The following is a 20940-nucleotide window of genomic DNA, read 5'->3' as shown; positions in this document are numbered from 1 at the left end:
GGTACTACCGAACAGGTACCGAAGAACTTTAACACTATGAAAATTTCAAAGTGATGGTAATTAAGGGTTTAGTATTTTTCCTCTTCGCTGAGGATCTTCGCATCTAAACTGGATTTGAGTTGGTTTAAAAAGAAGGTTTTATCAGATTTTCGCGATTTGATTTCTAAATACGTTTTGTACACATTTCCTAAGTCGAGATTGAATAGGGTCTCACAAACCTGAGCCATTTTCTTGATCTCTGCCCTGCCGTCGCGAATAGCTCCAGATGCCTGTAAGGCATAGATCACCTCCACCAAATCGGTTTTAGAAGCGGTCCAGGAAAGGTCGTGAAGGATGGCGGGACTTTCGGGCTCTGTTTTGAGATTGAGTTCGATGCGCCTGAGTGTTTCTAATTCTTTATTGAAATACAACGTCAGTAGATCGTAAGCAATAATTTGAGAAACAGAGATGTCGTGACTGGTAGAAAAATCTGGATCCGTATAATGGTAGGACGGATCAGAGATGAGGTCTAACTTTTCGTGTCCTCTCACGAAATAGAACTCATCGAGACGTGTATCATTGGTGCGGTGGTACCCGTAAAATTCTGGAATGCGATGTATCAACAGCTGTATGCCTTCCAACTCCCTATCAATACAATTTTGTCTCTTTTTAATAGACCCTGCTTTTCTTGTGAGTTGGAAATTATACAACGTAGAAAAATAAATAATCCGTCCGTTGATAAATGGTTTGGTATGTTTAAAAAACTCAATCTCCTCCTCTATGGTTGGAAATTTCTTATCCCGGATCAAGCGGCGCAAAAAATGCATGCTTTTGGTACTGAGCGCTAAACCCTTTTTGATATTTAAAGGATCTGATAAATCCGTATCCATAAGGGGTTTGATGTCTTCTTTGTATTTGAGAAACGCATCGAGTAATTCTTTAACCATATAGTTTGTGTTTGGTTAAAGGTATTTAATAAAGTGTTCCCGTAGGAAAAATCAATTTTATTTCATTTAATTTCAATTATTTTGACAATACAGTTATTCCCACTTCATCTTCTGCAACCTAACAGCATTAAGAATAGCCAACAAAGCAACACCTACATCAGCAAATACGGCTTCCCACATTGTCGCAAGCCCACCAGCACCCAATATCAAAACAATGACTTTTACACCAAATGCAAGCGCAATATTTTGCCATACGATTCTGCGTGTGGAACGACCAATTTTAATCGCTCTTGCAATCTTGCTCGGTTGGTCGGTCTGGATGATAACATCGGCTGTTTCAATGGCGACATCGCTTCCTAAACCACCCATGGCGATACCTACACCACTTGCTGCCAAAACAGGTGCATCGTTGATACCATCGCCTATGAATGCAACTTTCGTATCAGGTTGTTTTTTGAGTTCTTCGACTTCATTCAGTTTATCTTCTGGTAACAACCCACCTTTTGCCCAATCGATGTTTAACTCTTTTGCAACTTGCTGCGTAATAGAGTCCTTGTCGCCTGATAGCATTATAATTTTGGTGATTCCTGAATCCCGAATTTGTTTAATGGCCAGATGGGCATCATCCTTTAGTTCGTCTGCAATGGTTACATAACCTGCAAATTTCCCATCAATAGACACCATTACAATTGATTCTACGATACCATCCGTTTCCGAAGGAACTTCTATGTTGTTTGAAGTCATCAACGCTTTGTTGCCTACCAACACCGTCTTCCCATTGACCGTTCCTTTCAATCCCTTTCCGGCAACCTCTGAAACATTAGTCGCCTCATAATCTGAACCGTCCGCCCTATACTCAAGAATCGCTTTTGCAATGGGATGTGTGGATTGTTCTTCCATCGCCATCAGGTATTTCATAAAATCAGATTCCTCAAATGTGATGGAATTGATTTCCTTAATTTTGAAAACACCTTTGGTAACAGTTCCTGTTTTGTCCATTACGACCGTGTTCACTTGGGTCATTGCATCGAGAAAGGATGCACCCTTGAATAGAATACCGTTTCGTGATGCCGCACCCAATCCGCCAAAATAGCCCAGCGGAATAGAAATGACCAACGCACAGGGGCACGAAATAACGAGAAATATCAACGCCCGGTAAAGCCAATCCCTAAACACGTAATCGTCCACAAAGAAGTATGCCAGGAAGGTCAGTCCTATTGCCAGAAATACAACGATTGGCGTGTAAATCCTTGCGAATTTTCTGATGAACAGTTCGGTCTTTGATTTTCTGGCAGTTGCATTCTGCACCATATCCAGAATTCGTGCAATGGAACTGTCTTTAAATTCTTTTGTGGTTTCAATCTCGATTACACCATCAAGGTTGATACTTCCAGCAAAAACACTATCACCTTTAGCAATAGTATGAGGTTTGCTTTCGCCTGTCAAGGCAGCCGTATTAAAAGAACCCTTTTCAGACAGCAGAATGCCATCCAGCGGAACTTTTTCGCCTACACGCACCTGAATCTTTTCGCCAATTTCAACCGTCTCGGGATTTACTGAAACATAATCGCCACTACGATAAACCAAAGCTTCATTAGGTCTAACATCGAGTAAGGCTTTTATATTTCCTTTTGCTCGATTGACCGCTGCATTTTGGAACAGTTCGCCCACCGCATAAAATAACATCACCGCCACACCTTCAGGATATTCACCGATGGCGAACGCCCCTAATGTGGCGATAGACATTAAGAAGAACTCGGTAAAGAAATCCCCTTTTCTAATACTTTTCCAACCTTCCCTAATTACTGGGAAACCAACAGGTATGTAGGCTACCGTGTACCAAACCACTCTTACCCAACCTTCAAAAAACTGGAAGGTGTCAAAGTAATCAACCGCAATCCCGATAATCAACATTACAAAGCTGAAAATAGCCGGCAGGTAGGTTTTGAAATTAGACAGTTGTTCTGGACTGCTATGGTTATGGCCATCGTTGTGACTGTGCTCGCCTTTGTGCTCTTTGGGATCTATGTCCTTTAAATCAAGTTTTTGTTTTTTCATATTATGCCTTGATCCATTGTGTAGCTACTTCCTTATTTTCCAGTTCAAAGAATCGTACTTCAGAACTTGTGAAGAAATCTGTAGCTTTTGCAGTCCATTCTTGCCATTTCTTTTCGCCTACAAATGCCATTTTCCCGTAATCTGAAATATGAGCCGCATCTGCCTTTATATCTTCCCAAAAACCCTTGAGGGTATAGCCATCAAAGTCTTCCATTTCAAAATAGAAATCTACTTGTTTGCCTTTTTCGACGATGTTGTGGATGAGCGGGTGGATTTTTTCCACATCCTTCTTTGAAATTGTGCCCGTGATGCGAGCTGCAATTACATTTTCTTTATCTGAATTTAGTATCTGTATCATATTATGGGTTTTTGCATAATACAATTTACTGAAACTATTGCGCAACCGTTGTGCAAAGTCAGCAACTACACTTTTCACAAATACCTGTCACGACAAGATTTACATCTTCGGCCACGTAGCCATCTGGCAGGTTGATATGCGGAATTTTATGCTCGGTAAGACATACGGTTTCGTTGCAATTATTACAGCGAAAGTGCAGGTGTAAATCTTGTTCTATCTCACAATTACAACCTGGCTCACAAAGCGCATACTTCGTGATTCCAGTGCCGTCTTCTATCTGGTGCACAATCCCATTTTCTTCAAATGTTTTCAATGTTCTGAAAATGGTGGAGCGTTCCGCTTTCGCGAAAGCGGTTTCAATATCAAGCAATGCCTGAGCAATCTTTTGTTCAGCAAGATATTTATAGATCAATATGCGCATAGCAGTGGGACGCACGCTATGATCATTTAAGGTTCTTTCTATTTCAGTCATTTTGTACGATATTATAGTTGATGTTCTTAGCTTTATTATAGGCTTCCCAGCCTTCTTTTGCAGCATAGGGGACGATAAGCAATGCCGCTACAGGATCTGCCCACCACCAGCCCAGCCAGTTGACCAATAGTAATCCTATAAGTACGACCACGGTCTGGTACAGGCAAATAAAGGTGTCCTTGGCATCCGCCAGTAAGGCGGGACTGTCCAGTTTCTTTCCATATTTTCTTTTGAAATAGATCAAGATAGGATTCACAACGAGCGAGACCAGCAATATGACCAGTCCCATCGTGCTCCAGCTTACGGTTTCCCTAGTGATGAGCTTGGTAATTGAATCATACGAAATGAAGATACAAATTAGCGTAAAGGAAATTGCGATCACATTCAGCGTGATTTTTTGTCTTCGTTTTACTTTTTCTTCATCAATGCCCTTGAGCTCACCGTGCAACCGCCAGCCCAACGTTGCCGCACTTACAACTTCTATAGTGCTGTCCAACCCCCATCCAATCAATGCCGAGCTGTTTGCCGCAAACCCTGCTATAAGCGATACCACCACTTCGATAACATCGTAAATAACGTTCCAAACCTGTAGTGTTCTGGCTTCTTTTAAATTTTTCTTTCTTGTCTTTTCCATATTCATCAATGTTCGTGTTCTGCTTCGCCTTTATTCATCTCTCCCATAAGGTAATAGGCATTATTGTAGGCAAAGCGGGTATTAGGGTCTGGGGTTTCGAAAAAGCGTATGGCTATCCAGTCGCCATCTTTCTCGCCGGTTGTAACCTCTACTGGTATAAAACTCCACGCATCGCCTTCCTTTTGCACTTTAAACACGTAATCCTTACCAGCTTCTGTAACAATGGCACTTTCAGGTAGTGCAGTCGTCTGCTGGTTATCAACTTCAATCCTACCTTTAATGTACATTCCAGGGATGAGACCGCCACCCTTGTTCTCAATTTCTGCGTGTACGTGTACTGCTTTGGGATCTTGCTCAAAAGTCTGGCTGACCGAATAAATTTCGGCTTCCAGCTCTTTTCCTGACCTCGATTGAATACTGAAGCGTACCTTTTGTCCTTTCTTTACTTTATCCACATCCTTTTCAAAAACCATTAAATCTGCGTGAACGTGGTCTGTATCTACTATTTCCATTAGGTTGGTCTGTGGTTCTACATATTGTCCAGTCTTTATGAAAACCTTTTCTACAACACCTGCAATGGGACTGCGCAATGCAACACGCTGGTAAATAGTACCGTTGCGAACACCACTCACATTGATGTTATATTGTCGCAACTGAGCTTCCAATCCATTCACCATTGCGGTAGATGCCTCATAGTCTGCCGTGCCTTTTTGATAATTCATACCAGATGCCACACCAGCTTCATAAAGCCTTTTTTGGCGTTCATACTCTTGTTGTAAAAAGCGACTGTTGCTGTACGCATTTAAGTAATCACTCTGTATCTGTATAATACTGGGGTGTGATAAAAAGGCAACGGCTTGGTTTTTTTTCACCTCGTCGCCTTCAATTACTTCTATGGATGCCACATTTGCTCCTGCAAGGGTGGTAATAATTGCTTCGTTTTGGGGTGGTACTTCCAGGGTCCCATTTGCTTCTACATAACCACTCATATTGCGTTGCGCGAGTGTATCAATTTCCATCTGCAAAGCTTCAAATTGCTGTGCCGTGAGCATTACTTCTTTAGCTTCGCCATCAGAATATTCATCATCAGAAATAGTTTCTTCAGTTTTAGAATTTATTTTTTCATTTTGGCCATCTTTAGTTTTTGATTCGCCACAGCTGGTCAATGTCAATGCCATCAGCATTGCGGTAATCGGTATATATTTTATCGTTTTCATCTTTTTTAGTTTTGGAAATATTGTAGTTCAAACAAGGCATCTAAATAATTATCGAGTGCCTCCAGCGCATCCATTTCGGTCTGTATGGCATCACGTATAATTTGCGTGAATGCTGCATAATCCAGCGCACCTTCTTTGTACGCCAGCAATGCGCCCTTTCGCTGGTCTATGGCAAGCGGCAGGGCTTCGGTTTTATAGAAAAACCAAGTGTCCCGCCATCGCGCATAATTTTGCCGTGCCTGTGCAAATTGTGATTGCAGTTCACGCTGTTTGAAGGCGGCATTGGTTTCTGCAATCTGTGCATCCAGTTTTGCCGCTTTTGCACGGCTGCGGTCTGGACCCGATAGCAGCGGTATGGAAATCCCTGCTTGATATGTGTAAAAACCGCTATCGCCGTTGACACGTTGTAGGCCACCTTGCAGATTTAACTTGGGCAATAAGTTTGCTCTTGCTGCATCATAACTTGCCTGTGCTTCGTCTATACGCTTTCGCGAAAGCGATAATTCAGGATGTCCATTCAATGTATTATCTGTCTCTAAAATTGAAATTTCAGTATCTCCCAATTCATCAGTAACGGTGTACATCGTATCTGGTGTCAACCAAAGATTGAGTTTTTGCAGAGCGATGAAATAGTCTGTCTCTGCCTGCTGAAATTTATTATTGACCTGCAAAGCTTGATTGCGCGCGGCGCCATATTCCAATCTTGAAATGGCTTCGACTTCATAATTGAGCTCTACCGATCGAGCAAACTGACCATAAATGCTGTCCAATTCTCGGTACAAAGCGAACTTCTTTTTTGCCTGAAAAGCTTCTGACCAGGCTTTTTTGACTTCCAGTTCTATTTGAATTTCAGAAAGATCAAAAGCTGTCTCGGCTAACTGGATGCGTTGTTGTTGCAAGCGTTTTTCGGCACCTATTCCGAGTAGATCGATATTCTGTTGCCCGATACCGACTAATGTATAAACACCCTGACCATCTGCCACTTCTTCTCCACCTGTAAATATTTGCGTACTCCCGAAGTCATAGGCATTGCCTGTGAGGGCGTTCTGTCTTTCGATTTCGAGTTGGCTCGCTTTAAGTGCAGGATAATTCTCTTTGGCAACTTTTACAGCCCGAGATAAGGTAATCGGTGTAATGCTATCCTGAACAATGAGGTCTGGCACAGGTGCTTGTGTTTGTTGCGCTTTCGCGAAAGCGGTACCACCTAACATAAAACCAAGTATCAAAATCGTTGTCAATGCTTGCGGATGAAAAGAACCGATTTTGTTCTGGTCTTTGCGCTCACGTCGCTTTTCTATAAAGGTATAGAGCACGGGAAGAACGACCAACGTGAGCAGGGTGGCTGTAAGCATCCCACCAATAACCACCGTAGCGAGCGGTTGCTGCACCTCTGCACCGGCTGATGTGGAAAATGCCATAGGTAAAAATCCGAAAATATCAGTGGTTGCCGTGAGCATTATGGGGCGAATACGTTCTTTAGTCCCTTGAAATATTCTATCCTTTATGCTTGTAACGCCTTCTTCCTTTAAAGAATTAAATCGGTTAATAAGAACCAGCCCGTTAAGAACTGCGACACCAAATAGCACAATAAACCCTACACCTGCGGAAATACTAAAAGGCATATCCCTAAGCCATAAGGCAAACACACCACCGATGGCTGCCAAGGGTATCGCTATGTAAATCATTAGGGATTGTGAAAAGGATTTTAAGGCAAAGTATAATAGTATAAATATCAAGAACAAGGCGATGGGCACCACAATTACCAAACGATCCTTTGCGCTTTGCAGGTTTTCAAACTCTCCACCATAGGTAATATAATATCCTGGTGGCAAGTCTAGTTCTTCATCTAATTTTTGCTGAATGTCTTTTACTACGGATTCCACATCCCTGCCTCGTGCATTTACACCTACATAGGTTCTTCTATATGTATTGTCACGTGAGATTTGCATAGGTCCAGGGACGTATTCGATCTCGGCTATTTCGATAATGGGCACCTGATTTCCATCCTTAAGATCGATGTACATATTGCGCAGGTCATCGATACTTTTTCTATGGCTTTCATCAAATCGTACCACAAGATCAAATCGTTTCTCGCCTTCAAAAATTACTCCTGCGGTTCCGCCAGCGAATGCGGTACTTATGTAATCATTTACTTTTTGAATATCCAGTCCATATTGCGCCATTTTATCTCGTTTGAACTTTACGGTCATTTGTGGTAGTCCAGCTGTACGTTCTGCGCTCACATCGCCCGCGCCAGGGACGGTCTGTATAATCGCAGCCATTTCCTGAATCTTTTCTGATAGCACCTCTAAATCTTCGCCATATAGCTTTACTGCAATATCTTCTCTTACACCTTCTAAAAGCTCATTAAATCTTAATTCGACCGGTTGGGTAAATGATAAATTAACACCTACGAGTTCATCATTCAGTTTATCCCTGATAGCTTCAATCAGACCTTCTTTAGTAGAAGCGGTTGTCCAGTCGTCCATATCCTTATTGAGAATGATGTACATATCTGCAATATCCATAGGCATAGGATCTGTAGGGATATCTGCCACACCTATACGTGCTGTTACCGTTTTAATTTCAGGAAAATTTTCTAATAGGATAGTTTCTATTTTCTTTGAAACTTCAATAGATTCTGTTAGCGAGCTTCCAGGTCTAATGAACGCCTGCATTGCTATATCTCCTTCATCGAGCTGCGGCACGAATTCTCCACCCATATTAGAAAATATGAATCCAGCGATAATAAGCAGAACAGCAGCAGATGATAACACGATAAGCTTCAGCTTGAGAGCTCCTTTTAATAAAGGCATATAAGCACTATGTATAGCACCTATGATTCTATCACTTACCTTTTCAAGCCAGCGCTCAAATCTACCAAACCAGTTTTTGGTGTTTTGGATTGGTTTCATAAAGAGTGCAGACATCATTGGAACATACGTAAGGCACAAAATGATAGCACCTATCATTGCAAACCCAAAGGTGTATGCCATAGGTTTAAACATCTTACCTTCTACACCTGTAAGAAAAAGTATAGGCGTAAAAACGATGAGGATAATGATTTGCCCAAAAAAAGCGGAACTCATCATTGTGCTTCCGGCATCATAGGCTACTTTATCCATCACGCCTTGATTGAATTCTAGCTTGCCAGACCTAATGCGTTTTTGGATCTCATACACCGTACCTTCTATAATAATCACGGCACCATCTATAATAATCCCAAAGTCGATAGCTCCCAAACTCATTAAGTTTGCCCATACATTAAACTGCTTCATCAGGATAAAGGCAAAGAGCAGGGACAACGGTATGGTAGTGGCCGTAATGAGACCACCTCTTAAACTTCCCAATAATAAAACAAGGGCAAATATCACGATCAAAGCACCTTCTAGTAAATTGGTCTTAACCGTATCTGTAGTTCTGGCAATAAGTTCACTACGATCAATTATAGGTACGATAGTTAGACCTTCTGGCAAGGATTTTTCTATTTCTGCCATACGATCCTTAACATTTTCAATAACAGCATTGGGGTTTGATCCTTTTAGCATCATTATTATTCCTCCCACGGCTTCTTTACCGTCTTGCGTAAAAGCACCGTAACGCACTTGATTCCCAAAATGGACACGCGTTGCAACATCTCCAATAGTAATAGGAATGTTACCCTCATTGGTAATTGAGATATTCTTGATGTCTTCCAAAGAGCGAATAAGACCTTCGCCCCTTATGAAATTTGACATTTTATTTTTCTCTATGTAAGCACCTCCTGTATTCACGTTGTTTCGAGCGAGAGCCTCATAAACTTGTGAAATACTGATGCCCATACTGTTCAACTTCTCTGGATCGACAGCAACCTCATACTGTTTTATGGAACCACCATAAGAATTAACCTCTACTACGCCTTCTAATAATGTGAGTTGTCGTTTGATAACCCAGTCCTGAACGGTGCGTAGTTCCATAGGCGAATACTTGCTTTCAAAACCTTCCTCTGGTTTTATAGTGTATTCATAAATTTGACCTAATCCTGTGGAAATGGGCCCCATAGATGGACTTCCAAATTTTTCAGGTATGGATTCGCCCAGTTCGTTAAGTTTTTCCTGTACCAGCTGCCGAGGAAGATAGGTCCCCATATCGTCTTCAAAAACGATCGTCACTACAGAAAGCCCAAAGCGTGAGATAGATCTTATTTCGGTAACGCCTGGCAAATTACCCATAGATAGTTCTACGGGATAGGTTACGAACTGTTCAATATCTTCCGTTCCCAGATTGGGCGATTGGGTAATTACTTGAACCTGATTATTGGTAATATCTGGTACCGAACCAAGGTTTACGGTTGCCATTGACCAAATACCAACTCCTATAAGAGTCAAGGTAAATAGGCCAATAATGAATTTGTTATTGATTGAAAAATCAATGATTCTATTAATCATAGATTAGGGAATTAATTCAGTTAAAAAAGAGGGTACGCTTTCGTATTTCGACAAGCTCAATATGAACTTCTGCGCTACTAAGTAGCTTGAAAGCGAAAACATCAAAAAGCTTTTCAATTAGAAAAACTTTAAAACAGGATATAGCTATCCTATGAAAACTGAATTATACTTGCGGAGGCTGAAAAAGGGAAGTAAGGAAATCCTTGCCGTGGTTTTGAAAAGATGTGAAAATTTTACTTGATATTGGGCTTTGATATGGCTCAAACGCCATTAACCCAAAGTCGATTGTATGAACGTGACAGCAATGACATTGACAGAAAGGCGAACATAACTCACAGTCTTGGTCGTGGTCGCCATCAATATCGATTACTGTAACAACTTGGGTATCATCGGTATTATTTGCCGCATCGCTACAAGGCACTACATTGAGTGCCAAGAAATAAATGGAAAGTATGATTGCAAATATTCTCACAGTACAAAGGTAACTGAATGGTTTTGGAACTGGGTTGCAAATGACAATTACAATGACTCAATCACACTACCACAAGTCAACATCGCATCGCCGTAATATGGATTCTTAATTTCTTCTTCTGTACTCAACCAAACTGCACCTTTATTGTTGTTTGCCATCGGGCATTTTTGGATGAAATAATTGTTTAAATTTTGAACACTCATAGCAATAGGCACGATATTCTCATTCAGGATGACGAAGTGAGAACGCTGATTTTCCAACATATCATTGTTTGCGATAGCATCCAGCATCTCGATACCTTTGGTAAGATGTTGCTTTTCCATTTTGCCTAAATCCGATGTAGAAATTTCCTTTAATTTCTTAGATGTCGCTTTCGCGAAAGCGGAAACCTTTACAGCATTACTTGCCACCAGAGCATCTTTCATTTTTAGATACGATGGTAATACTTCTTTAAATGCAGAACTAAACGCATTACTGAAACTCATTTCCATATCGCGCATCATAGCCGATTCATCTGGCATTATCTGTTGATTCATCATTGATTTTTTACCCTGTAATTGAGCAGCTGCATCTACTGTAAATGTTCCATTGGTAACAATTTCGTCGCCGTTATTTAAGCCGGACGATACTTGGTAAGTTTCGCCAGAGCGATTGCCCAAGGTCACTTCGCGCATTTCAAATACAGGCTCGTTAGGATTGGTTTTTACATATACCAATGAGCGCTCGCCTGTCCATAGTACAGCACTTGCGGGTACGGCAAGTGAACTTTCCATAGTTTGCGTTACACCTTTGACTTTACCCGTCACAAACATTCCTGGTTTAAATAGGTCGTCTCTATTTTGCAGAGTTGCCCGCACCGTTACCGTTCGTGTCGCATTATTTAGAACAGGGTCAATAAACGAAATTGTTCCTTCAAATTTTTTGTTTGGATAGGCATTGGTAGTGATGTTGATTTTTTGCCCAACGCTGAATTGTGCTATCTGATTTTCATAAGCATCAAATTCTGCCCAAACGGAATTTAAGTTGCTCAATTTCACAATAGGTTGTCCTTGATTTACATAATCACCCTGTGCAGCCATTACTTCTGAAACCGTTCCGGAAACCGTCGCATAAATCGGGAAGTTCTCTCGCACCTTACCACTTTCTTCTATGGCATTAATTTGTACGTCTGAAAGCTTCCAGTTTTTGAGTTTATTGCGAACAGCTTGGTATAAAGCGGGTTGCGATTCTTTTAACGATACTGCGGTAATTAATTCCTGCTGTGCTGCGACAAGGTCGGGTGCGTAAATGGTTGCTAATAATTGACCACGATTAACTTGTTGACCTTCATAGTTTACGTTGAGTCGTTCTATTCTGCCTTTAAAATAACTGGCTTGCACAGTTTTATTTTCTTCGTTGGCAGCTATTTTTCCCGAAAGGGATATCATCCCATCATCATCGCTTTTTTCTGCATTACCCACAATGGTAGTTTGAATATTTGCCAACGCCATTGCGTTTTCGGTCATTTTAATCTCATCCATTGCGAGACCGTCAGCACTTGATTCTACAGGTATCAAGTCCATTCCACATATTGGGCAATCGCCAGCTTCGGGTTGCATAATCTGTGGATGCATAGAGCACGTCCACATCTGGTCTGCGCTCTCGCCAGAGTGGTCGTGTTGATCAGACATATCGGATATATCCTTATTTGCCATGGTATCACTTGACCCGTTTCCAAAAATGAGCCAGCCTGCGCCCAAACCTATTATTATGGCTAGTGCTATATATAAAATGTTCTTGTTCATAACTTTTGTTTTTAAAACCTGTTAGGTCTGGTGGATGCGCTAGGGATTGAAGCGGTATCCTTTTATGTGCTTTTTCTGTACAAAAAAGATATAGCGGAAAGCCCGATCGAGCGCCCTAATTATTCGTTCTCTAAACGTTCAATCATTTCTTTCATTTCGGCGATTTCCCTGCGTTGTGCCTTTATGATTTCTTCTGCCAGCTTCTTGACTTCAGGGTCTTCAATATCTGCCCGTTCACTTGTTAAAATTGCAATGGAATGGTGTGGTATCATTGCTTTCATCCAAAGCACATCGCCCACGGTGGATTTTTGGTCACGTACCAGTCCTAATGCACCTACAAAGAGAACGATACTTCCCAAGACTATGGCGATATTCTTTCTTTTATTTTGGTACATACCGCGCATTGCCACAAACATGATAATGGCCATTGCAGCGATACCAAGACAGACCATATAGAAGCGTGTAAGGCTAAACCATACGTGGTCCCATTCATAGGTGTTTAAATACATTGTAATATACATTGCTATAAAAGAGCAAGCGAGCATCGCTACAAAACGCGTATAGTGATTTTTTGATTTTCCTGAATTTGTGTGTTCATTTGAATTCATAATTTTTGGTTTTTTGGTTACTAATTATTTAATTTTCTTCTTCAGTCTTCTGATCGATGGGGAACTGATATACCATAAAACGAAACCGCTTAAGACGGTTATCAATCCTAAAAGTGAAAATGCCCTTAACAAGAATGTGTTGAAATTATCCCTTCCCTGATAATCCATAGTATGGGTCATCCATAGAAAATCAAACCAGCGCCAATCCCTGTGTCTCACCGTTTGAAAAGCGCCATTCTCAACCGCCACATAGGCTTTTAAATTTTGTGGTGTCTCATACGAGATTACATAAGCTGGAAGTGGGCGACCGCGATATTCGTGATGTGGCCCTACAGAATCGACTAATTGGATCTTTTCCATTTCCAAATCGTCCGACATATTCCTAGTTGCAACTTGTTGTGCCTCTTCTTTAGTAATCCCATTTTTCCTTTGACCGGTTCTTGCATTATAAAGCTGTGCATCATTAATCCAATAATAAGGTTCATTTGCTATTTCTAGAAGTTCCAAGGATTGAACTGGTTCTTTAGTAGCCAGTTGGGATGTGCCGAGCAAATCATTAAATGAGGTCTGCACAGGTGCCGATTTCTTAAAATGGTCACCGTGTATCTCGTCGATGTCTGTCCAGCTGAAATACATCCCGCTGATTGTCCACATCAGAAACTGAATACCTAAGAAGATACCCAAATAGCGGTGTGTTTTTCTAATCCATTTCGCTGTTTTTCTTCTCACTATTTTCATTTTATTTCAAAAGGAAATTCAATTGTGACTTTTTCCCAACTCATTGATATTGTTCCGGAAGTCTCAGTTGTTTTGTTTATTTTATACTCTAAATGTTCCTTGATGTCTTCGGAAATTTTAGGTGTCACTTTAAACCGTAATACATCATCTTTTTCAGTATAGTCGTCCTTGCCGTGCTGGTTCCAATTCCTGCTGAAAATGACTGTCCATTCTTCCTGATTTGGAATTACAAAAAAACCGTATTTCCCAGCTTTCAATTCTTTACCGTCAATTTCTAAATCCTTGTTTGTTTCCAACCAAGTAGCCTTATGGGCACCAGCCTGCCAGACTTGGTCGTAAGCCAACAATCCACCGAAAATAATTCTATCCCTTACTCCTGGCGACGAATAATCAATATGAATATGTGCATCACCTATCATCGCCATTGCGGATGTGTGAGGACTTAGGGGTTTTTTGTTCTCAGATTCTGGTTCACTTTGGGTATGATTATGCTCTGGCTTTATTTCAGGATTGTTCTTTTCTTCGTTTTTACAGCCGCTGACAGCAACAATCAATAGGATTATCAAAATTTTATATTTCATAAGTATTCAATTAGTTAGATTATATGTTTTTACTTTTTAGACGTAATGAATTGGCAATTACCGATACCGAACTAAAGCTCATTGCCAAGGCCGCAATCATTGGCGATAAGAGTATTCCGAAGAAGGGGTAAAGTAATCCCGCTGCAATCGGGATACCCAGCGTGTTATAAATCATTGCAAAAAATAGGTTCTGTTTGATATTCCGCATAACTGCATCACTTAGGTTTCTTGCCTTTACGATACCGTGTAAATCGCCCTTAACCAAAGTAATGGCTGCACTTTCAATGGCAACATCCGTTCCTGTTCCCATTGCGATACCTACATCACTTTTTGCTAAAGCAGGTGCATCGTTGATGCCGTCGCCTGCCATTGCAACCACCTTGCCTTGCTCTTGTAATTTCTCGACTTCTTGTAATTTGTTTTCCGGTAGCATACTTGCTTGAAAATCTGCAAGTTTAAGTTCATCTGCGACAGCTTGGGCTGTATCGTGATTATCGCCCGTAAGCATAATGACTGCAATTCCCTTATCCTGCAAATCCTTGATAGCTTTTGCACTCGTTTCCTTGATTTTGTCGCCTATGACTACGTAGCCAACAACCTTAGCATCAATGGCGAGATAGGAAACGGTCTTCCCCTGTTTTTGGTAGGATTGTGCCTCTTCTTCCATAGCTTCGGAAGCTGTAGCATTAGCCATTTCCATCATTTTAGCATTACCCAAGGCTACTTCTTTTCCGTTCACTTTACCTTCAACACCTTTTCCAGTAACTGCATTGAATCCATCTGCTTTTAAAAACTCTGTGTTTTGTTCTTTTCCATATTTCACAGTCGCTTCAGCTAGCGGATGCTCGCTAGAACTGTTTAGAGATGCTATGAATTGTAGAATTTCGCTTTCGCGAAAGCGGTCTCCAAAAGCACCCACTTTCTCAACTGTAGGTTTTCCTTCAGTTATCGTTCCGGTCTTATCGACAATGAGGGTATCTACCTTATCCATTTTTTCAAGAGCTTCGGCATTCTTTATAAGCACCCCATTTTGTGCACCTTTACCAACACCGACCATTACGGACATTGGTGTCGCAAGCCCCAAAGCACACGGACAAGCAATAATCAATACGGCAATGGCATTGACCAGAGCATATACATAGGCGGGTTCCGGGCCCCAAATTGCCCAAACGCCGAATGTCACAGAAGCGATTATGACAACGACCGGCACGAAATATCCCGAAACGGTATCTGCCAACTTTTGGATGGGTGCTCGGCTGCGACTGGCATAGTTGACCATCTGTATAATCTGTGATAACAAGGTGTCAGATCCAACCTTTTCAGCTTTCATCAAAAAGGATTGATTACCGTTGATTGTGCCACTACTTACTTTATCATCAATAGATTTGTTAACGGGAATGGGTTCGCCCGTAATCATCGATTCATCAATGGTAGTTTCGCCTTCGGTAATCACGCCATCCACGGGAATCTTGTCGCCCGGCTTCACACGCAGAATATCGCCCAATTTAATTTCATCGATGGCCACTTCCTGTTCTTCGCCATCAACCACCTTTACCGCTTTATTCGGTGCTAATTTTAAAAGTTCCTTGACTGAGGAATTTGTCTTGCTATGAGCACGGGCTTCAAGAACCTGCCCAAGCAATACCAAGGTTAGAATGACCGTAGCCGCTTCAAAATAAACGTGTACCGTACCTGCTTCGGTCTTGAATTGGTCAGGGAAAAAATCGGGCACGAGCATCCCGAACACGCTGAACAGCCAAGCAACGCCTGCACCGATACCGATAAGCGTGAACATATTGAGGTTCCACGTCTTTATACTGCGGTAGGCGCGTTCAAAAAACATCCAAGTAGCGTAGAAAACTACGGGAATGGAAAGTACAAACTGAATCCAGTTCCAATATTTTAATTCTAAAACATCATATAAGGGATTGTTGGGTAGCATTTCGGACATTGCGATGATAAAAATGGGCAATGTGAAGGCGACTGCTATCCAGAACTTTTTAAGCAGTTTTTTATAGGTCTTTTCCTCTGCGGATAAATCGGGTTCCATCGGTACTAAATCCATACCGCATATAGGGCAACTACCAGACTCGTCTTTTATGACTTCTGGGTGCATAGGACACGTCCATTGTACTGATGTGGTTGCAGAAAGATTAACTTCTTCAACCAAATCCATTCCGCAAACAGGACAATCGCCTGTCTTGTCGTAAGTCTTGTCGCCCTCGCAATGCATCGGACAATAGAACGTTCCCGTTCCTTTGCCTTTGGGTTTCTCAACTTTCTTCTTATCGTGGGTATGCTGATGTTCGCCATTTTGATGGATGCTGTATTGCCCACCATTGGCTTTCAGCGCCTCTTGAAATTTCTCTATTGGAATATGGGAATCCATTTCTATGATCGCTTCGGCTTTTTTTAAATCTACAGCTGCATTGGTAACCCCTTCAACTTTAGAGAGCGTTTCTTCTACGTGCGTTCTACAACCATTGCAGGTCATTCCGTGTATGTGGTAAGTATGTTTCAAATTGATTGGCTATAACTTATTTTACGTTTCTCGATGACGAATGTGTTTTTACGATCTGCCATTTATCATCTATCTTTTTAAGGATAGAAGTTGCCACCCCTTTTTTCTTTATCGTTCTACTTTTGCCTTTATCATCTGGGTTGAGAACGATTGTGTAGATGTAGGTTTCGGTAGTAAATGCATAGGGCGAATCTACTTCTGCCTCAATTTCATAATCTGAAAATTCAAACTTCTTGAAATGCCCCAATTCTGGACCCAAATGATGTTCTATATAGTGGGCATAGGAACCCTCAACACCACCGGACTCAAAAACTTCTGAGTCTTTTGCAAATAACTCGAATGTACCTTCGGTCGTTAGGTTTTGCAGCGCATTCTTATAGGTTTTCATTACTTTCAGCACGGCTTGCTTTTCTGTATTTACATTTTGACCGAACATTTGTCCTGTCGACATTAGGAGCAGCGTTAAGAATGTTGTCAATTTAAGAGTTTTCATAATTTTAGTTATTAAGGGTTATTTATTCACTCGAATTCTTTTCACATTTGCGATTCCAAAAACAAGTACAAAAAATCGAAGGGCCAATTCAAGTGTTACCAAGGTTTTAGCTGTAATCGTTATTGGAACTATAGCGCCATTTTTACACGCTTTGGACTATTAAAAAGTTGCCCATAAAAGGCAGCCGTGGTTTCTATATCCTGTTCATCACTCATTCTTTTGAGGGTTTTATAAAAATTTCTTCATACGTCTTTGTTTCGGTTTCGTTTATTCTTCTAACAATGTATTTTTTATGTATGGCCTTCCTACTTTCAAGTCTCATTGAACCCAGCAACTCTTTAAAGGCATCTATTGTATTTTTATGGTAATTGGCCACTTTGGTCTTCTTATCTTCTACTACCAATGAATCTACCCTTGAGGGTACCATAGTGGTAATACCTGTGGGACAAGTATCAAGATTACATTTTAGCGATTGAACACAGCCCAAGGCAAACATCATTCCTCTGGCACTATAGCAGGCATCTGCTCCAAGTGCAAGCATTCGATAGATATCAAAAGCCGATATAATCTTTCCTGCCGCCATCAACTTTATTTCATCACTCAACTTGTACTTTATTAAAGTGTAATGTGCAAAATGGATTGCTTCATTTATTGGCACACCCGCCCAATGAAGGGATTCCATATGAGCCGCACCTGAGCCTCCTTCGGCACCGTCAATTGCAATGAAGTCTGGATAATTTTGCTTTTCAGCGAAAGCTTGAACCATTCTTTCAAATTCGTCTTTTTGCCCGATACATAGTTTTATGCCAATTGGTTTGCCATTGGAAAGCTCTCTCAATTTTCCAATGAAAGAAATCATCTCTTCATCGTTTCCAAATGCCGAATGATGCGGTGGCGATAGAATTTCAGTGCCTTTTTCAACATCCCTCAACTTTGCAATTTCTTCGGTGTTTTTCTTTGCAGGTAGTATGGCACCAAAGCCTGGTTTAGCCCCTTGGGAAATTTTTATCTCAATCATTTTGACCACCTCGTGTGAGGCGATATCTTTGAACTTTTCAGGGTCGAAATTACCTTCTTCGGTACGGCATCCGAAGTAGCCGGTACCGATTTGGAATATAATATCAGCTCCATATTCCTGATGATAAGGCGTAAAACCACCTTCGCCTGTATTCTGCGCAAAACCAGCTATTTTAGCACCGCCATTAAGAGCTAAGGTCGCATTTTTGCTGATAGAGCCATAGCTCATTCCCGCAAGATTCAGAATGCTTGCAGAATAAGGCTTATCACATTTGGAACTTCCAACTGTTACCCTGAAATTATCGTTAACTTCTTTTGCCGGATAGGTGGAATGTGTAAACCATTCACGACCAACCTTATCATACGGTATTTGTGTGCCAAAAGGTTGACTTTTATTAGCATTCGCGGCACGTTTATAGACTATTTCCTTTTGTATCCAGTTAAAGGGCTTTCCTTCCCTCCTGTTTAGCAAAACGGTTTCTTGGACAACGTGCCGTTGTTTTTCCAGAAAATTGGTAATTCTACCAAATAATGGATAGGTACGCCTAATGTTATCTGATTTATGAAAATAATCGATAAGTCCTAAAATCAAGAAAGGAAGTAATACCAATGCGAGCCACCACAACAAGGGGTACATTATAATTATGGATGCTACCGCCAAAACCAATATGATGCTCGTTATGATAAATCCTTTTCTCATTATCCTTGTTTAATGTGAATGCCCATCACTTTCCTCGTGACCTTTTTCACTTTCGGTTTCAATATAATTTCCTTGTGGACCGACTCCCTCTATATATACCAACTGCGAACCATAATGTCCTGCCTCAGACACCGAATAGGCTGAAAAAGCCATCACTACAAAAACTGCTATTTCAAAACCACGCCTTAATTTGACCCAAAACCGGCTTACTATTTTCAGAATAGCGGCAAGAGCACTCGACCAAAGTGTCCAGTCGGCATATTTGTCGTGTTGTTCCAGTACTCTTTTTGCCATTTCGGTAAGTCCTTCTGTGTGCGGGTGTACAAATGTTCCAGCGACATACGCCCCAATAAACCCAGACCCTACCATTAGGAGTATTACCCAGTCCATTGTCTGGTTCAAGGTAAACAACTGTATCAATTGTAAAACCACCGCTAGCAGCAATAGTACAATGGGAAAATGTACGACCATAGGGTGCAGGTTGGGAAACGCATCAAAATCTGCTTTTACAGAGTCTGATTGTACAGCAGATGCTGTGCTGACCGATAATTCAGTTGCATCAAGGCTATTTCGTTCCTCACTTAAGGCAAAGGTTTTGGTCAAACCTCCTAAGAAGGCAATGACCAAAATGATTGAAAAAAAATGTTTTGTTTTCATCTCTTACGGTTTTTAATAGTCCCCAATTAGTTGCAGCACCAAAGCTTCAAGAACTATAATGGCTATGATAGCGTACACGCTATAATTGAACCAATTTTTTAGCGGGTTCTTATTCTGCGTTTTGTTATTACCTGTATTGCAACAATCTTTCATATTAATTTGCGCCTGACACAAGAAAAGTTCTAACCTAACTATTATAAAAAATTATCTTTTCCCGTATCAGGACTTAATCTTTTTTTAAGCTATCCATATAGCCTATAATTTCTTTTACAGCAGTACTATCCAGTCTTGCACCACCGTGAATAAGTGTGTAACTATCCAGTGGCATCTCGCCACTTTCTATCTGATTAATGATGGAACGCAACTTGCTGTTTTTCCTACGGCTGGAATAAGTGTCCCATTCATTAAAATTAAGTTCGTCCTTGCCTTCCTGTATGTGGTTTTCGAGATACCAAGCCGTAGGCTGAATCCTGCTGTACCATGGATATTCCGTATTGTTACTATGGCAATCGTAGCATGAAACCTGCAACCGATTTTTAATCGTTGCAGGTACTTGATTTACTACCATAAAATCACTTTGCGGTAGAGTATTGCTCTCGTTCAGTGTTACTGGAAAGAACTGAATTACAACCAGTACCCCAAGGGCAAGCCATGCTATGAATTTTAAAAACTTCAATTAGTTGATTTCTCGCTGTACATTCCCACAGTTCAACATTTGTTCACCGAAATAGGGATTTCTAATTTCTTCGTTCATACTCAGCCAAGCACCACCCCCATTGTTATTATACATTGGGCAGAATTGCTCGTATATCTTCATCTCTGTTCCAGTAATAGCGACCATATCCGTAACATCCTTGCTCAATATCTTGAAGTGCTCACGCTGGTGTGCTATATCACTTTCTGCAATGTGTTCTGAGTGTTCAATTGCGTCTTCCATAATATCCTTGAGTTCTTGTTGCTCACCATCTGAATAGCTGGATGCGTCAAAACTTCCTAAAGTATTTGCAAGTGTTGCGCCCAACTCTTTTGCTTTGCTGTTATCATCGCCCACAAGCGCATCTTTTAAGTTGAAATAATCCTTTAGAATTGCTTCTGCTCGTGCATCTTGGTTGTCATTCATCGCCATATTGTTGTTATCATCCATAGACTCTTGGTGCATCTCATTGCTTATAGGCGCAGCAGGTTCATTTTTGTTTCCGTCTTTACAGGAAACCATTGACACCATTAGTGCAGCAAGTGCCATTGTACCTATTGTTCTTTGTACTGTTTTCATTTTT

18 protein-coding genes are annotated in these 20940 nt (G+C 41.1%); all 18 read right to left on the bottom strand.

What is annotated here, in order from left to right; translation table 11 throughout:
• Positions 1-68 precede the first annotated feature (68 nt).
• Entirely contained in the window at positions 69-926 is an 858-nt protein-coding gene (locus tag NMS_RS10090; protein WP_041496596.1) for an RteC domain-containing protein, read from the bottom strand.
• A 93-nt stretch (positions 927-1019) separates the two neighbouring features.
• Complete coding sequence (locus NMS_RS10085) at positions 1020-2984, bottom strand: heavy metal translocating P-type ATPase (RefSeq protein ID WP_041496595.1); 1965 nt, start codon at positions 2982-2984, stop codon at positions 1020-1022.
• A gap of 1 nt (position 2985) precedes the next feature.
• The gene (locus tag NMS_RS10080) at positions 2986-3342 is read right to left on the bottom strand and encodes a SpoIIAA family protein (protein ID WP_041497651.1); all 357 of its coding nucleotides are present in this window, start codon (positions 3340-3342) and stop codon (positions 2986-2988) included.
• A 58-nt stretch (positions 3343-3400) separates the two neighbouring features.
• Positions 3401-3814, bottom strand: coding sequence for a Fur family transcriptional regulator (locus NMS_RS10075; protein ID WP_041496594.1), 414 nt, complete (start codon positions 3812-3814; stop codon positions 3401-3403).
• The gene (locus NMS_RS10070) at positions 3807-4448 is read right to left on the bottom strand and encodes a cation transporter (protein ID WP_041496593.1); all 642 of its coding nucleotides are present in this window, start codon (positions 4446-4448) and stop codon (positions 3807-3809) included. Before NMS_RS10070 ends, NMS_RS10075 begins: the two co-directional genes overlap by 8 nt.
• A 5-nt stretch (positions 4449-4453) precedes the next feature.
• Positions 4454-5665, bottom strand: coding sequence for an efflux RND transporter periplasmic adaptor subunit (locus tag NMS_RS10065; protein WP_041496592.1), 1212 nt, complete (start codon positions 5663-5665; stop codon positions 4454-4456).
• 5 nt (positions 5666-5670) lie between these two features.
• Complete coding sequence (locus tag NMS_RS10060; protein ID WP_041496591.1) at positions 5671-10092, bottom strand: CusA/CzcA family heavy metal efflux RND transporter; 4422 nt, start codon at positions 10090-10092, stop codon at positions 5671-5673.
• A gap of 163 nt (positions 10093-10255) precedes the next feature.
• Positions 10256-10564 carry a DUF6660 family protein gene (locus NMS_RS14095; RefSeq protein WP_084217688.1) on the bottom strand — a complete coding sequence of 103 codons (309 nt, stop codon included), beginning with the start codon at positions 10562-10564 and terminating at the stop codon, positions 10256-10258.
• 47 nt (positions 10565-10611) lie between these two features.
• A complete protein-coding gene (locus NMS_RS10055; RefSeq protein ID WP_041496590.1) occupies positions 10612-12348 on the bottom strand; it encodes an efflux RND transporter periplasmic adaptor subunit in 1737 nt (578 codons plus the stop codon).
• A gap of 119 nt (positions 12349-12467) precedes the next feature.
• Positions 12468-12956, bottom strand: coding sequence for a DUF305 domain-containing protein (locus NMS_RS10050; RefSeq protein WP_041496589.1), 489 nt, complete (start codon positions 12954-12956; stop codon positions 12468-12470).
• Positions 12957-12980: 24 nt separating this feature from the next.
• Complete coding sequence (locus NMS_RS10045) at positions 12981-13688, bottom strand: PepSY domain-containing protein (protein ID WP_041497650.1); 708 nt, start codon at positions 13686-13688, stop codon at positions 12981-12983.
• A gap of 2 nt (positions 13689-13690) precedes the next feature.
• On the bottom strand, positions 13691-14275 hold the full coding sequence (locus NMS_RS10040; protein WP_041496588.1) for a DUF2911 domain-containing protein: 585 nt from the start codon (positions 14273-14275) through the stop codon (positions 13691-13693).
• A gap of 19 nt (positions 14276-14294) precedes the next feature.
• Positions 14295-16796, bottom strand: coding sequence for a heavy metal translocating P-type ATPase (locus NMS_RS10035; protein ID WP_041496587.1), 2502 nt, complete (start codon positions 16794-16796; stop codon positions 14295-14297).
• 16 nt (positions 16797-16812) lie between these two features.
• Positions 16813-17289: a nuclear transport factor 2 family protein gene (locus tag NMS_RS10030; protein ID WP_041496586.1), complete on the bottom strand. Its 477-nt coding sequence runs from the start codon at positions 17287-17289 to the stop codon at positions 16813-16815.
• Positions 17290-17500: 211 nt separating this feature from the next.
• Positions 17501-19006, bottom strand: coding sequence for an FMN-binding glutamate synthase family protein (locus NMS_RS10025; protein WP_041496585.1), 1506 nt, complete (start codon positions 19004-19006; stop codon positions 17501-17503).
• A 9-nt stretch (positions 19007-19015) separates the two neighbouring features.
• Positions 19016-19663 (bottom strand): DUF2231 domain-containing protein, encoded by a 648-nt coding sequence (locus NMS_RS10020; protein ID WP_041496584.1) that lies wholly within the window; start codon positions 19661-19663, stop codon positions 19016-19018.
• A gap of 226 nt (positions 19664-19889) precedes the next feature.
• The gene (locus tag NMS_RS10015; protein WP_041496583.1) at positions 19890-20339 is read right to left on the bottom strand and encodes a heme-binding domain-containing protein; all 450 of its coding nucleotides are present in this window, start codon (positions 20337-20339) and stop codon (positions 19890-19892) included.
• Positions 20340-20936: a DUF3347 domain-containing protein gene (locus tag NMS_RS10010; protein ID WP_041496582.1), complete on the bottom strand. Its 597-nt coding sequence runs from the start codon at positions 20934-20936 to the stop codon at positions 20340-20342.
• Positions 20937-20940: the final 4 nt, after the last annotated feature.

This window comes from Nonlabens marinus S1-08, assembly GCF_000831385.1.
Classification (GTDB): domain Bacteria; phylum Bacteroidota; class Bacteroidia; order Flavobacteriales; family Flavobacteriaceae; genus Nonlabens; species Nonlabens marinus.
Note: the sequence above shows the minus strand (reverse complement) of the source record. Positions and strands in the feature narration are given on the sequence as shown.